Source organism: Umezawaea sp. (assembly GCF_036375055.1).
In the GTDB taxonomy this organism is placed as follows: domain Bacteria; phylum Actinomycetota; class Actinomycetes; order Mycobacteriales; family Pseudonocardiaceae; genus Umezawaea.
The window spans coordinates 1-15,363 of record NZ_DASUSQ010000159.1 but is presented as its reverse complement, the minus strand read 5'-3'; the positions used below and the strand labels follow the sequence as shown (position 1 = coordinate 15,363).

Sequence of the window (15,363 nt, the reverse complement as noted above, 5' to 3'; positions counted from 1 at the left end):
GGAGTCGTCGGCGGTGTTCGCGGAGCGGATGGCGGAGTGCGAGCGGGCGTTGGCGCCGTTCGTGGACTGGTCGCTGCGCGAGGCGTTGGCCGATGAAGCCCTGCTGGCGCGGGTGGACGTGGTGCAGCCGGTGCTGTGGGCGATGATGGTGTCGCTGGCCGGGGTCTGGCGTTCGGTCGGCGTCGAACCGTCGGCGGTCGTCGGGCACTCGCAGGGTGAGATCGCCGCCGCGGTGGTGGCCGGAGCGTTGTCGCTGGAGGACGGTGCCCGTGTCGTCGCGCTGCGCAGCAGGGCGATCGGCACGCTGGCCGGTCGTGGCGGGATGGTGTCGGTGTCGGCGTCGGTCTCCGACGTGGAGGCGCTGCTCGGTGCCGGGGTGTCGATCGCGGCGGTGAACGGGCCGACGTCCGTGGTCGTGTCGGGTGAGACGGCCGCCCTGGAGGAGTTCCTCGCCCGGTGCGGTGACGTGCGGGTGCGGCGGATCGCCGTGGACTACGCCTCGCACTCCGCCGTCGTGGAGGAGATCCGCGCCGACCTGGCCGAGCTGCTGCGCGACGTGGCCCCGCTCGTGCCCGAGATCCCCTGGCGCTCGACGGTGACCGGCGAGTGGGTGCGCGACGCCGTGGCCGACGGCGACTACTGGTTCCGCAACCTGCGCGAGCGGGTCCAGCTCGCCGACGCCGTGGACGCCCTGGTGGACGACGGGTTCGGCGTGTTCGTGGAGCCGAGCCCGCACCCGGTGCTGGTGCCCGGCATCGAGGAGACCGCGTTCGGGCTGGGCCGCGAGGTCGCGGTGACCGGCACGCTCCGACGTGACGAGGGTGGCACGGCGCGCGTGCTCACGTCGTTCGCCGCCGCCTGGGTGAACGGCGTCGACGTGGACTGGACGAGCCTGTCCGGTGGCACCCGGACCGACCTGCCCACCTACCCGTTCCAGCACGAGCGGTACTGGCCGGACGGCCCAGCCGCGAGCACCGGCGACGTGTCCGGTGCCGGGCTGCTCGACCTGGCCCACCCGGTGCTCGGCGCGGGCGTGGCCCTGGCGGGCGGCGACTCCCACCTGTTCACCGCCCGGCTCTCGCAGGCCGCTCAGCCGTGGCTCGCCGAACACGCCCTGCTGGGCGCGGTCGTCGTGCCGGGAGCGGCGCTGGCGGAGATCGCGATCCGCGCGGGCGACCAGGTCGGGTGCCCGCACGTCGAGGAACTGACCCTGCAAGCGCCCGTGGTCGTGCCGGAGTCCGGCGGGCTCACCCTCCAGGTCCAGGTGGACGAACCGGGCCTCGACGGCACCCGGCAGGCGCGGATCTACTCCAGGACCGGCCACGACGGCCCGTGGCAGCCGCACGCCACGGGCGTGCTGTCGGCGGAGGAACCCGCCCTGCCCGACGGGTACCGCGCGCTGGCGGGCGAGTGGCCGCCCACCGGTGCGTCCCCGGTGGACACCGGTCGGCTCTACGACGACTTCGCCGACACCGGGTACGCCTACGGGCCCGTGTTCCGCGGGCTGACCGCGGCGTGGCGCCGGGGCGACGAGGTGTTCGCCGAGGTGACCCTCCCCGGCGAGCCGGGGACGTTCGGCATCCACCCCGCGCTGCTCGACGCCGCGCTGCACGCGTCCTGGCTGGACGCGGCCGGGACCGGCGGCACGGCGGTGTCGATGCCGTTCTCCTGGACCGGTCTGCGGCTGCACTCCGCCGCCGCGACCACCGTCCGGGTGCGGCTCACGCCCACGGCGGGCGGTGGCACCGAGGTGCTGCTGGCCGACCCGACGGGCGCTCCGGTCGCGTCGGTGGACTCCCTGGTCGCCCGACCGCTGCCCGACCCGAGGGCCGCGTCCGCCCAGGACGCCCTGTTCGTCCTCGACTGGCCCCAGGTGCCGTCCGCCCCCGCGGACGGCGAACCCGCAGTGGTCCGGTTCGACCCCGCCGACACCGACGTGCGCGCCGCCGTCCGGCACGCGCTGGAGGTGGTCCGGGCCAGGCTGGAGCGGGACGAGGTCGACGACAAGCCCCTCGTGGTCGTGACCCGGCGCGCGGTCGGCCTCGACGACGAGGACGTGCTCGACCTGGCGGGCGCCGCCGTCTGGGGGCTGGTCCGCACCGCGCAGGCCGAGCACCCCGGCCGGTTCGTGCTCGCCGACACCGACGGCCTCCCCGCGTCCGACGCGGTGCTGGCCGCCGCCGTGGCCACCGGCGAACCCCAGTTCGCCCTCCGCGACGGCGCGGTCCGCGTGCCGAGGCTGGCCCGCGCCGGAGCGGCGGGCATCACCGAGCCCCCGTGGATCCCGGACGGGACCGTGCTGGTCACCGGCGCGGGCGGCGTGCTCGGCGGCGCGGTCTGCACGCACCTGGTCGCGGTGTGCGGCGTGCGTTCCCTGGTGCTCGTCGGCCGAGGTGGCGCGCCGGACGGCCTGGTCGACGACCTGACCGCGCTCGGCGCCGACGTCACGTTCACCGCGTGCGACGTCGCCGACCGGCGGGCGCTGGCCGCCGTCCTCGCCGCCGTTCCCGCCGACCGCCCGCTGGCCGGGGTGGTGCACTGCGCCGGGGTGATCGACGACGCCCCGGTCACCGACCTCACCGCCGACCAGCTCGACGCCGTGCTGCGCCCCAAGGTGGACGGGGCGCTGAACCTGCACGAGCTGACCGCCCACCTCCCGCTCCCGGTGTTCGCGCTGTTCTCGTCGGCGTCGGGCACCACCGGCTCGCCGGGCCAGGCGGGCTACACCGCGGCCAACGCGTTCCTGGACGCGCTGGCCAGGCGGCGCCGGGCGGGCGGACTGCCCGCGCAGTCGCTCGGGTGGGGCCTGTGGGCCCGCCGGGGCGCCATGACCGGCGGCCTCGGTGAGGTCCAGGTCGCCCGCGGCCTGCGGGACGGCGTCGGCGAACTCTCCGACGCCGAGGGGCTCGCCCTGTTCGACGCCGCGCTCGCGCGGCCCGAGCGGGCGCTCCTGCTGCCGCTGCGGATCGACCTGAGCGGTGTCCGGCCCGGCGACGAACCCCCGCTGCTGCGCGGGCTCGTGACCGGACGGCGCACCCGCAGGACGGCGGCGGGCGCGCTGCCGACCGACGGCGGCACCGACCTTCGGCGACGGCTGGCCGCGCTCGACGCCGAGGGCGCCGAACTGCTGCTGGACGAGCTGGTGCGGACCCAGGTGGCGGCCGTGCTCGGCCACGCCGGACCGGCCGCGGTCGACCCCGACCGGGCGTTCGGCGAGACCGGGTTCGACTCGATCACCGCCGTGGAGCTGCGCAACCGGCTCGGCGCGGCGACCGGTCTGCGGCTGCCGCCGACCCTGGTGTTCGACCACCCGACGCCCGCCGCGGTGACCGCCCACCTCGCCGTGCGGCTCGCCCCGGAGACGGCGGTCGTGGCGGCGGAACCGGTGGCGGTCGTCGCCGACGGCGAGGTCCGGGACCTGCTCCGCACGATCCCGGTGGACCGCCTGCGCGCCGCCGGACTGCTGGACGGGCTCCTCCGCCTCGCCGATCCCGTGTCGAACGGCGCACCGAAGGACCTCAGCGAGATGGATGCCGACGAACTGGTCCGGATGGCCATGGGCGGCTCCGGTCTCCCCGACGACGAATGACGGAGCGACCGATGGCTGTGCCTGACAAGATCGTCGAAGCCCTGCGGAAGTCGTTGCAGGACAACGAACACCTGCGGGCCGAGAACAGGGCGCTGGCGGACGCCGCGCACGCCCCGGTGGCGATCGTCGCCGCGGCGTGCAGGCTGCCGGGCGGCATCGACACGCCCGAGGAGCTGTGGCGGCTGCTGGCCGAGGGCCGGGACGCCGTGGGCGAGCTGCCGACCGACCGCGAGCGCCCGGTGCGCGACGGCCTGCACGGCGGGTTCCTGCGCGACGCCGGGCACTTCGACGCAGGGTTCTTCGGCATCTCGCCGCGCGAGGCCCTGGCGATGGACCCGCAGCAGCGGCTGCTGCTGGAGACGTCGTGGGAGGCGTTCGAGCGGGCCGGGTTCACCCTGCCCGCCCTCAAGGGCAGCCGAACCGGCGTCTACGCGGGCGTCATGGGCACCCACTACGCCCACGCGTCGGCCTACCACCTGCCCGAGGGCGTGGCGAACTTCGTCACCATGGGCACCCAGGTGAACGTGGCCTCCGGCAGGCTCGCCTACGCGTTCGGGCTGGAGGGTCCGACGGTCACCGTCGACACCGCCTGCTCGTCGTCGCTGGTGGCGCTGCACCTGGCCACCGCGGCGCTGCGCGCGGGGGAGTGCGACCTCGCGCTGGCCGCGGGCGCGACCGTGCTACCCGACCCGTCGGAGTACCTGAGCGCCGCGTCCGCCGCGGGCGCGCTCGCCCCCGACGGCCGCTGCAAGTCGTTCGCCGACGGCGCCGACGGCACCGGGTTCAGCGAGGGCGTGGTGGTGCTGCTGGTCGAGCGCCTGGCCGACGCCCTGCGCCACGGCCACCCGGTGCTGGCCGTGGTGCGCGGCTCCGCGGTCAACTCCGACGGCGCCAGCAACGGCCTGAGCGCCCCCAACGGCCCGTCGCAGCAGCGCGTCATCGCGAGCGCGCTGGCCGACGCCCGGCTCCGACCGTCCGACGTGGACCTGGTGGAGGGGCACGGCACCGGCACGGTGCTGGGCGACCCGATCGAGGCGCAGGCCGTGCTCGCCGCCTACGGCCAGGACCGCGCCGACCCGGTGTGGTTCGGGTCGCTCAAGTCCAACATCGGCCACACCCAGGCCGCGGCGGGCGCGGCGGGCGTGCTGAAGCTCCTGCTGGCCCTGCGGCACGAGACCATGCCGTCCACGCTGCACGTGGACGCGCCCACCCGCCAGGTCGACTGGGGAGAGGGCAACGTCGCACTGCTCACCGAGAACCGCCCGTGGCCGCGCGGCGACCGCCCCCGCCGCGGCGGGGTGTCGTCGTTCGGCGCGAGCGGCACCAACGCGCACGTGGTGCTGGAGGAACCCCCGGTCGCCGCACCGGTCGCGGACGGCACCGCGCCGGTCTCCGTGCCGTGGCTGCTGTCCGCCCGCACCGAGCGCGGCCTGGCCGACCAGGCCGCCCGGCTCGCCCCGCACACCACCGAGGACGTCGCGGACGTCGGGTGCACGCTCGCCCTGTCCCGCACGCACTTCGAGCACCGCGCCGCCGTGCTCGGCCCGGACCGCGCGGGCGCCCTGGCGGCGCTGGCCGCCGACGGCCACGCCGCGGGCCTGGTCACCGGCCGCGTCCGGCGCGGGGGCCGGGCCGTGTTCGTGTTCCCCGGCCAGGGCTCGCAGTGGGTCGGCATGGGCGCGGAGCTGCTCGCGGCGTCCCCGGTCTTCGCCGCCCGCATGGCCGAGTGCGAGACGGCGTTCGCGCCGCACCTGGACTGGTCGCTGACCGCCGCCCTGCGCGACGGCCGCCCGCTCGACTCCGACGACGTCGTCCAGCCCCTGCTGTTCGCCGTCATGGTGTCGCTGGCGGAGGTGTGGCGCTCCCACGGGCTGCGACCGGCCGCCGTGGTCGGGCACTCGCAGGGCGAGATCGCCGCCGCCTGCTTCGCGGGCGCGCTGACGCTGGAGGACGCCGCGCTCGTCGTGGCCCGCCGGGGCCGCGAACTGGCCGCGCTGGCCGGGCTGGAGGGCATGCTCTCGGTGTCCGCGGCACCGGACGAGGTGGCCCGCCGCCTGGCGGACCGGCCCACCCTGTCCGTCGCGGCCCGCAACGGCCCCGGTTCCGTCGCCGTCTCCGGACCGATCGGCGACCTGGAGGACCTCGCCGAGGCGCTGACCGCCGACGGCGTCCGCACCCGCCGCATCCCCATCGGCTACGCCTCGCACTCCCCGCAGGTGGACCGGATCCACGACCGGCTGCTCGCCGTGCTCGCCGACATCCGCCCGAGGACCCCGCGCATCCCGCTGCGCTCCACCGCCACGGGGGAGTGGGTGCGCGACGCGGGCCTGACCCCGGACTACTGGTTCGCCAACGCCCGCCGACCGGTCGACTTCCTCGGTGCCGTGCGCGACCTGCTCGACGCGGGCTACCGGACGTTCGTCGAGTGCAGCCCGCACCCGGTGCTGGTGCCCGCCGTGCTCGACACCGCCGAGGACGCCGGGGAGGACGTCGTCGTCGTCGGCTCGCTGCGCCGCGACGACGGCGGCGCGGACCGGATGACCCGCTCGCTGGCCGAGGCCCACGTGCGGGGCGCGCCGGTGGACTGGACGCCGCTGTTCGCGGGCACCACCGCCCGGCGGATCCCCCTGCCCACCTACGCCTTCCAGCGGGAGCGGTACTGGCTCGGCCCGATCCGGTCCGGCCCCGCCGACCTCGCCTCCACGGGCCTCGAACCCTCCCCGCACCCGCTGCTGGGCGCGCTGGTCGACGTGGCGGACGGGGGCACCGTGCTCACCGGCGTCCTGTCCCTGGCCACCAGCCCCTGGCTGGCCGACCACGCCCTCGGCGGCACGGTGGTGCTGCCCGGCGCGGCGTTCGTCGACCTGGCCCTGCACGCGGGCGGCGGCACCGTGGACGACCTCACCGTGCAGACCCCGCTGGTGCTCCCCGCCGCGGGCGACGTGACCGTCCAGGTGCGCGTCGGCCCACCCGCCGACGACGGTGTCCGCGACGTCGAGGTCCACTCCCGCCGGGACGTCACGGCGGACTGGACGCGGCACGCCGTGGGCACCCTGTCCGCCACCCGGCGCGCCCCGGACCGCACGGGCCAGTGGCCGCCCACCGGAGCCGAGCCGCTCGACCTGACCGGGCGCTACGAGGACTTCGCCGAGGCCGGTGTCCACTACGGACCCGCGTTCCGCGGCCTGCGGTCCGCGTGGCGGCTCGACGACGACGTCCTCGCCGAGGTCGAGCTCCCCGAAGACCTGCCCGCCGCCGGTTTCGGCGTGCACCCGGCCCTGCTGGACGCCGCCCTCCAGACGGTCGGGCTGCTCCCACCCGGCACCGTCCCGGCGGGCGCGCTCCCGTTCGCCTTCGGCGGCGTCACCCTGCATGCGCCGGGCGCGACGACCCTGCGGGTGCGCACCCGCCCCACCGGGACCCACGGCGAGGTGGCCGTCGAGGCGGTCGACGCCGACGGCGACCCGGCCCTCACCATCGACTCCCTGGTCGTCCGCGAGGTCGGCGTGCCGTCCACGACGGACTCCCTGTTCCGCCTGGAGTGGCGGCCCGTCCCGCTGGCCGCCCCCGACCCGGCGCTGACGTGGGCCACCCACGGCGAGATCCCCGACCAGGCACCCGACGTCGTCGTGCTGTCCCTGGTCGACCGCCCCGCGGGCGACGTCGCCACCGACACCCACCACGCCGTGCACTTCGTGCGGGACGCGCTGCGCGCCTGGCTGGCCGACGAACGCCTCGACCAGGCCACCCTGGTGGTCCTCACCAGCCGCGCCGTCGCCACCGAGCCCGGCGAGGACGTCCCCGACCTGCCCGACTCGGCGGTCTGGGGCCTGGTGCACGCCGCCCAGTCCGAGCACCCGGACAGGGTCGTCCTCATCGACGTGGACACCGCGGCCGACGCCCCGCTCGCCGCGGCGCTGGCCACCGGCGAACCGCGGATCGCGCTCCGCGCGGGCGAACCGCGCGCACCCAGGCTCGTCCGCGCCGCGGCGGACGGCGATCCCGCCGGGTTCGACCCGAACGGCACCGTGCTCATCACCGGCGGCACCGGAGCGCTCGGCGCCCACCTGGCCCGGCACCTCGTCACGGCCCACGGCGTCACCCGGCTGCTGCTGGTGAGCCGTCGGGGCGGGGCGAGCGACCTGCGCGCCGAGCTGACCGGCCTCGGCGCGCACGTCGACGTCGCCGCGTGCGACGTGACCGACCGCGACGCCCTCGCCGCACTGCTGGCCGCCGTGCCCGCCGAGCACCCGCTGACCGCCGTCGTCCACGCCGCCGGTGTGCTGGCCGACGGCCTGGTCACCGACGCCGACGCAGGCCGCACGGACCTCGTGCTGCGCCCCAAGGTCGACGCCGCGCTGCACCTGCACGACCTGACCCGCGACACCGACCTGGCCGCGTTCGTGCTGTTCTCGTCGGCCGCCGGGGTGTTCGGCAGCCCCGGCCAGGGCGACTACGCCGCCGCCAACACCTTCCTGGACGCCCTGGCGCACCACCGCCGCGCCACCGGGCTGCCCGCCCAGTCGCTGGCCTGGGGAACGTGGGACGTCGAGGACGGCGTGGTCGGCGACCTCGACGCGGCCCAGCGGGAACGGCTGCGCCGCTACGGCCGACCGCTCACCCCGACCGAGGCGCTGGCCCTGTTCGACGCCGCCCTCGCCGACGGCGCGCCCCTGCTGGTCCCCACCCGTCTGGAGCTGCCGAAGAGCCGCACCGACGACGTCCCGCCCCTGCTGCGCGCCCTCGTCCGCGGCGGCTCCACCGCGACCCCGCGCCGCCGCGTCACCGACCTGGACGGCCCGGCCCTGCGGGACGCCGTGTTCGGCCAGATCGCCGAGGTCCTCGGCTACCCCGGCCCGGACGCCGTCATCGGCGACCGGGGCTTCCTCGAACTCGGCCTCGACTCGCTGACCGCGGTCGAACTCCGCAACGGCCTGAGCAAGGTCACCGGCCTGCGCCTGAAGGCGACGGTCGCCTTCGACGCGGGCACCCCGGACGAGCTGGTGCGCTCGCTCACGAGGGCCACCAGGCCCGCGCCGCCGCCCGCGCCCGTCGTCGGAGACCCGATGGACGCGCTCGACGGGCTGTTCCGGCACGCGCTGAGCCTGGGTCAGCGCAAGATCGGTCAGCGGCTGGTCCGCGAGGCCGCCCGCCTGCGGCCGATGGCCACCTCGCCCGACCAGTGGCCCGCCCTGCCGGAGCCGGTGCACCTCGCCGACGGTCCGGAGCGGCCCACCCTGGTGTGCTTCTCCTCCATCGTGGCCATCGCGGGCGCCCACCAGTTCGCCCGCTTCGCGGGCCAGTTCCGCGGCGTGCGGCCGTTCCTGGCGTTCGACGTGCCCGGCTTCGGTCCCGGCGAGCTGCTCGCCGCGGACGTCGACACGCTCGTCGGCGCCTACGCCGACGTGATCGCCGAGCAGGTCGAGGGGCCGTTCGTGCTGCTGGGCAGCTCGTCGGGCGGCTACCTCGCGCACGCCACCGCCACCGCGCTGGAGGCCCGCGGCGTGCACCCGACGGGTGTGGCGCTGCTGGACACCTACCTGATCGGCGACCCGACGATCATGCAGGACCGGGTGCAGGAGTTCCTGATGGGCGGCCTGTTCGCGCGGGAGGACCAGTACGTCCGCGTGGACAGCGGCAGGCTCACCGCGATGGCCTGGTACGGCGGCCTGTTCGAGGACTGGACGCCGGGCCCCTGCGCGGCTCCGCTGCTGCTGGTGCGGGCGTCCGAGCCGCTCGAGGGCATGACCGACGACCCGGAGTCGGACGACTGGCGGGCCAGCTGGGACGGCGCGCAGACCGTCGTGGACGTGCCCGGCAACCACTTCAGCATCGCCGAGCAGCACCTGGAGCACAGCACCGCCGTGGTCGAGAAGTGGCTCCGGACCCTCGACCCCGTTACCCCCACCCGCGAACACGACGGCCGGGAAGACGCCGTCGACAAGGAAGAGGCCACCGCATGACCGAGAGCCCGTCCGTCCCCGACCTCTCCGTTCGACGGGGATGCCCGTTCGGCGAACCCGACGGCAACGCCGAACTCCGCGCGGAGGGACCGGTCACCCGCGTCCGCCTCGGCTCCGGGAAGGAGGCGTGGGCGGTGTGGACCCACGCCGCCGCCCGCGAGCTGCTCGTGTCGGACGCGTTCAGCGTGGACCGCAAGCTGCCCAACTACCCGTCCCTGGTGCCCTACAACGTGGACGTCGGGTTCCGCGCGTCGATCGGCGAGATGGACGCGCCCGAGCACGGTGCCGCGCGCCGCGCCATCAACGGCGAGTTCACCCAGCGCCGCGTGGACACCATGCGGGCCGACATGCAGAAGGTCGTCGACGAGCTGATCGACGCCATCCTCGACGGCGACGGCACCGCCGACCTGGTGCCCGCGCTGGCGCTGCCGGTGCCGACCACCCTGATCTGCGACCTCCTCGGCGTGCCCGACGCCGACCGCGACACCTTCCGCGTGCGGTCGTCCACCATGATCGACCTGTTCACGCCGCCGCAGGAGCGGATGGCCGCCATCGGCGCGCTGCTCGGCTACATCGACCAGCTCGTCACGGCGAAGGAGGCCGACCCGTCCGACGACCTCATCGGCCGCCGCATCCGCAAGGCCCGCGAGGACGGCGACGGCACCGACCACCAGGCGCTGGTGGAACTCGCCCTCACCCTGCTGGTCGCGGGCTTCGAGAGCACGGCCAACCAGATCTCCCTGAGCATCGCGGCGCTGCTCCAGCACCCCGACCAGCTCGCGCTGCTCCAGCGCGAGCCGGAGCGCTGGCCCGCCGCCGTGGAGGAGCTGCTGCGCTACTGCAGCATCCTCAACCCCGTGTCCTACCGCGTCGCGACCGACGACGTCACGATCGCGGGCGTGACCGTGCGCGCCGGTGACGGCGTGGTGGCGCTGGGCCCCTCGGTCAACCGCGACCCGGCGGTGTTCACCGACCCCGACCGGCTCGACGTCGAGCGCACCGAGGGCCGCCACCTCGCCTTCGGGTACGGCGCGCACATGTGCATCGGCCAGCACATGGCCCGCGTCGAGCTCCAGATCGTCCTGGAGACCCTCTTCCGCCGCGTGCCGACCCTGCGCCTCGCGGTGCCCGCCGAGGAACTGTCCTTCAAGGACGAAGCCGCCGCGTACGGGTTGAACGCCCTGCCCGTCACCTGGTGACCGGGGCCACCGCGCAGATATCGGGACGCTACGGCGCCCCGCGAGACTCGATCCACTCAGCGAACCGACAGGGGAAGCACATGGAATCCACCGGCGGTCCGGCGGCGATCAACGCGTTCATGGACACCGTCAGCCGGTTCAACGGCCCCGGCGAGTCCGCGGTGCTCGACGCCGAGGCCAGTGACGAGTTCAAGGGCCATTCCATCTGGCTCTACAACGTGGCCGCGATGATGGCCGCGCGCGGCGAGATCTGGAACTGGGGCATGGACGACCCGATCCTCGCGAAGGAGATCGACGAGGTCCTCCCCGGCAGCCTGGGTTTCTGCACCGACGGCGTGTCCGAGCAGCTCTACTTCCGCGCGCTGCGGGAGCTGCCGATCGCGCTGGACGACTACGCGGGCAAGACCGTGCTGGAGATCGGCAGCGGCGCGGGGGAGGGGCTGAACTTCCTGTCCCGCGCGGCTCCCGGCGGCCGGTTCCTCGGCGTCGAGCTGTCCCCGCTGGCCGTGCGGCGGTCCAACGCCCTGCTGTCCCGCGGTGACCAGCTGCGCTACGTCCAGGGCGACGCGGAGGCGCTGCCGCTGGGCGACGCCGAGGTCGACGTCGTGATCAGCGTGGAGAGCTCGCACAACTACCCGCACCCGGAGCGGTTCATCGCCGAGGTGGCCAGGGTCCTCAAGCCCGGCGGGTACTTCTCCTACCTCGACGGCTTCACCGAGCACCGCTACGACGTCACCACGCTGCTCAAGCGGGACGTGCCGGGCTTCGAGTGGCTGTCCGAAGAGGACATCTCCGAGCAGGTGCGGGCGGGCATCCGCAAGCGGATGGCGCCGGGCAGCCACTTCCGGCGGGTCGCCGAGGTGGGCAACACCAGGCTCAGGAGGCACGTCGCCTTCCAGATGCAGGCGACGACGATGGGCAGCCCGTTCATCGGGATGGAGACCAGCCCGGTCGTGCGGGCGATGCAGAAGCTGGGGCGGGTGCCCTCGGCGTGGACGCTGCCCGTGGAGTCCTACGTCCACAGCGTGGCCCGCAGGCGTTCGGAGTAGCCGACCCCCGACCGAGGAGATGAGGCAGACCATGGATGCTCTCGCAGCGGCCGCGGTGCGCGGCGCAGGCGCGGACGAACTGCTCGGGCACCCGGTGCCCGAGCGGTACCGGGCGGCGCACACCCGCGCCGAGGACACCGACATGTTCCAGGGCGTCGAGGACAAGGACGTCCGCAAGTCCATCAGGGTCGGCGAGGTGCCGATGCCGGAACTCGCGCCGGACGAGGTGCTGGTCGCGCTGATGGCCAGCTCGATCAACTACAACACGGTGTGGTCGGCCACGTTCGACCCGGTGCCGACCTTCGCGTTCCTCAAGCACTTCGGGCGCGAGGGCGGCTGGGCGCGGCGGCACGACCAGCCGTTCCACGTCCTCGGCTCGGACGCGTCCGGCGTGGTCGTGCGCGCCGGTGTCGGCGTGCGGCGCTGGCAGGTCGGCGACCGCGTGGTCGTCACCCCGGTGCACGTGGACGACCAGGAACCGGCCGTGCAGAACGACGGCATGATCGGCACGTCGCAGCGGGCGTGGGGGTACGAGACGAACTACGGCGGTCTCGCGCACTACGCGGTCGTGCGGGCCAGCCAGCTCGTCCCCAAGCCCGCGCACCTCACGTGGGAGGAGGCCGCCAGCACCCCGGTGTGCGCGGCCACCGCCTACCGGATGCTCATCAGCGAGCGCGGCGCCAGGATGAAGCTCGGCGACGTCGTGCTCATCTGGGGCGCCGCGGGCGGACTGGGCGCGTTCGGCGTGCAGATGGTGAAGCAGGCCGGTGGTGTCGCGGTCGGCGTCGTCGGGTCCGAGGAGAAGGCGGACCTGGTGCGCAAGCTGGGCTGCGACGTGGTGATCGACCGGTCCGAGATCGGCATGGGCGACCCCGGCGACCCCAGCGCGGTGCTGAAGGCGGGCAAGAGGATCGGCTCCATCATCCGCAAGGAGACCGGGGAAGACCCGCACATCGTGTTCGACCACGTCGGCCGGGCCACGTTCGGCATCTCGATGTTCGTCGCCCGCCGCGGCGGCTCGGTGGTCACCTGCGGGTCGAGCACCGGCTACCAGCACACCTACGACAACCGCTACCTGTGGATGAAGCTCAAGCGGCTGATCGGCAGCCACGGCGCGAACCTCCAGGAGCAGTGGGAGTCCAACCGGCTGTTCGACCTCGGGCAGGTGCTGCCGGTGCTGTCGGAGGTGCACTCGCTGGACGGTGTCGGCGAGGCGGCCAGGGTCGTGCAGACCAACAGCCACACCGGGAAGGTCGGGGTGCTCTGCCTCGCACCCGAGGCCGGTCTCGGCGTGAGCGACCAGGCCAAGCGGGACCGGCTGGCCGCCCTCCGGCCGCCGGTGCTGGAGACCAGGATCCGGACGTGACGCGGAGGGGCGGCCCCCTGGCCGGGGCCGCCCCTCACGTCACACCACCGGAACCGCTAGCCGGTGAACGTGTAGGCGCGGTCGACGGCCACCGCCGCCAACCGGGCCGGGGCGTCGGCCGTCGTGCCCTGGGCCCAGACCACCTCGCCGTTCGGGCGGAAGTTCGTCGCCACCCTGATGCCGAACCGGTCCAGCTCGGTGAAGACGACCACGCCGCCGCGGTGGTCGCCCGCCGCGCCGGTGCACCTCTCCCGCTCGCAGAGCTGCTCCGGCGAGTCGGTGTGGTGGCCGGGAGCGTGGACCTGCGTGTACACGGTGGCGTTCCGGTCCGGGTAGGTGATCGCGACGGCGTTGACCATGTACTGCATGTCGTCGAAGACGCCCTCCGCCTCGCCGCCCCACGCGCCCGCCGTCACGGTCCGCGCGTCGGGGAAGAGCGACGGGAAGGTCTGCCGCTGGTGCTCGGAGAACCCGTCGGCCTGCTCCTGGAGCTCCGCCTTCGTCTTGTGGACCGGCGTGACCTCCGCGGGCGGCCACGGGTAGCTCGGCCGGGCGGTCGCCGCGGGAGTGAGGCCGATCAGTGCCACGGCGGTCAGAACGGCCGCCGACGTCGTCTTGCGCATGGTGCCCCCAAGGGTCGTGGTGTGCTCGCACACGGGAACACGCGTCAAGATCGAAAAGGGTTGCCCCGCGATCGGGGGCGCTCAGCCGAGCGCGCGCACGGCGTGCTCGGCCAGCAGCACCTGGCACATCTCGGTGCTGCCCTCGATGATCTCCATCAGCTTCGCGTCGCGGAAGGCGCGGGCCACCACGTGCCCGTCCCGCGCGCCCGCGGACGCGAGCACCTGGACCGCCGCCGCGGCACCGCGAGCCGCGAGCCGCGCGCTCTCGTTCTTCGCCAGCAGCGTGGAGATCACCGACTCCGGCGACCCGCTGTCCCAGCAGCGGCTCGCGTGCTCGCACAGCAGGGTCGCCACGTGCGCGCCGGTGACCAGCTCCGCCAGGTGCCGGGCCACGAGCTGGTGCTCGGCCAGCGGTTTGCCGAACTGCTCGCGGGTGGCGGCGTGCCGCACGGCCGCGTCGCGGCACGCGCGCAGGATGCCGACGCAGCCCCAGGCGACCGACTTGCGGCCGTAGGCCAGCGCCGACGCGACCAGCAGCCCGAGCCCCGCGCCCGCGCCGAGCACCGCCGACGAGGGCACCCGGACCGAGTCCAGGAACACCTCGGCGTGCCCGGCCGCGCGGCAGCCCAGCGGGTCGGCGACCCGCTCGACCCGGACGCCCGGCGAGCCGACCGGCACCACGACCGCGGCGCCACCGCCCTCCGAGTACCGGCCGAACACCACGACGAGGTCCGCGTAGGCGGCGGCCGTGACCCACACCTTGTGCCCGTCGACGACCACCGAGTCGCCGTCCTGGCGGATCGTCGTGGACATCGCGGCCAGGTCGCTGCCCGCGTGCGGCTCGCTGAACCCGACGGCGGCCAGCTCACCGCCGGTCAGCCTGCGCAGGTACTCCGCGCGCTGGGCGCGTTCCCCGAGGCGCTGCACGGTCCAGGCCGCCATGCCCTGCGACGTCTGGACGCTGCGCAGGGAACTGCACAGACCGCCGGTGTGGGCGGTGAACCCGCCGTTGGCCAGGCTCGTCCAGCCGAGGCCGCCGTGCTCGACGGGGACCTCCGCGCACAGCAGGCCGTCCGCGCCGAGCCCGCGCAGCAGGTCGACCGGCAGCACACCCGCCCGGTCCCATCCGTCCGCCCGGTCGCCGACCAGGTCCGCCAGTCGGGCGGCGGGCACGGCGGTCGGATCGCCCGCCGTGCCCTGCTCGTCGGTCGCCGCAGCGGTCACGCTCATGCCAGGCCCTCTTCGCGGTCTCGGGAGTCGGGCGGCGAACTGCCGCCGTGACCAGGGTCCGTACCGCGCCTAGCTCCCCGATAGCGGCGTTCCGTCAGCCGAAGCTGGGCGAGCCGATCAGCCGCCACCTGTTCTCCAGGTGGTTGGTCAGGATCGAGGTGCGGACCGGTGCGGAGGTCGGTGCCGCGACGCGGACGTGGTCCGGGTTGTCGGCGGTGCGCAGGATGTGCTGCTGGACGTGGCGGAGTTCTTCGCCGGGTTCGCTGCCGAGTTGTTCGACGAGCATCTTGCGGATGGTCAGGAAGGCGGCGAGGGCGTCGGATTGGCGGCCCGCGCCGTGCAGG

General features: G+C 75.0%; 8 protein-coding genes. 5 read left to right on the top strand and 3 right to left on the bottom strand.

All coding sequences use genetic code 11. The features are described from left to right. From VFZ92_RS38075 to ccrA, 5 genes are all read left to right on the top strand, one after another. A partial coding sequence (locus VFZ92_RS38075; protein ID WP_330882168.1) for a type I polyketide synthase occupies positions 1-3,589 on the top strand: 3,589 nt, incomplete at its 5' end. A gap of 11 nt (positions 3,590-3,600) precedes the next feature. After that, positions 3,601-9,552 (top strand): type I polyketide synthase, encoded by a 5,952-nt coding sequence (locus VFZ92_RS38070; protein ID WP_330882167.1) that lies wholly within the window; start codon positions 3,601-3,603, stop codon positions 9,550-9,552. Then, complete coding sequence (locus VFZ92_RS38065; protein WP_330882165.1) at positions 9,549-10,751, top strand: cytochrome P450; 1,203 nt, start codon at positions 9,549-9,551, stop codon at positions 10,749-10,751. Before VFZ92_RS38070 ends, VFZ92_RS38065 begins: the two co-directional genes overlap by 4 nt. A gap of 80 nt (positions 10,752-10,831) precedes the next feature. Then, the gene (locus VFZ92_RS38060) at positions 10,832-11,800 is read left to right on the top strand and encodes a class I SAM-dependent methyltransferase (RefSeq protein WP_330882163.1); all 969 of its coding nucleotides are present in this window, start codon (positions 10,832-10,834) and stop codon (positions 11,798-11,800) included. Between the two features lie 31 nt (positions 11,801-11,831). Further along, entirely contained in the window at positions 11,832-13,166 is a 1,335-nt protein-coding gene (gene ccrA / locus VFZ92_RS38055; RefSeq protein ID WP_330882161.1) for a crotonyl-CoA carboxylase/reductase, read from the top strand. A gap of 56 nt (positions 13,167-13,222) precedes the next feature. Here ccrA and VFZ92_RS38050 read toward each other — a convergent pair whose 3' ends face one another. The 3 genes from VFZ92_RS38050 to VFZ92_RS38040 form a co-directional block, all read right to left on the bottom strand. Then, positions 13,223-13,837, bottom strand: coding sequence for a hypothetical protein (locus VFZ92_RS38050; RefSeq protein WP_330882159.1), 615 nt, complete (start codon positions 13,835-13,837; stop codon positions 13,223-13,225). A gap of 33 nt (positions 13,838-13,870) precedes the next feature. After that, entirely contained in the window at positions 13,871-15,019 is a 1,149-nt protein-coding gene (locus VFZ92_RS38045; protein ID WP_330882157.1) for an acyl-CoA dehydrogenase family protein, read from the bottom strand. A gap of 94 nt (positions 15,020-15,113) precedes the next feature. After that, positions 15,114-15,363: BTAD domain-containing putative transcriptional regulator (locus VFZ92_RS38040; protein WP_330882155.1), on the bottom strand; the 250-nt coding region annotated here is incomplete at its 5' end.

Coding starts and splice junctions, on each gene's coding strand:
- VFZ92_RS38070 (WP_330882167.1), top strand. CDS start 3,601: ATGGCTGTGCCTGACAAGATCGTCGAAGCCCTGCGGAAGTCGTTGCAG.
- VFZ92_RS38065 (WP_330882165.1), top strand. CDS start 9,549: ATGACCGAGAGCCCGTCCGTCCCCGACCTCTCCGTTCGACGGGGATGC.
- VFZ92_RS38060 (WP_330882163.1), top strand. CDS start 10,832: ATGGAATCCACCGGCGGTCCGGCGGCGATCAACGCGTTCATGGACACC.
- ccrA (WP_330882161.1), top strand. CDS start 11,832: ATGGATGCTCTCGCAGCGGCCGCGGTGCGCGGCGCAGGCGCGGACGAA.
- VFZ92_RS38045 (WP_330882157.1), bottom strand. CDS start 15,019: ATGAGCGTGACCGCTGCGGCGACCGACGAGCAGGGCACGGCGGGCGAT.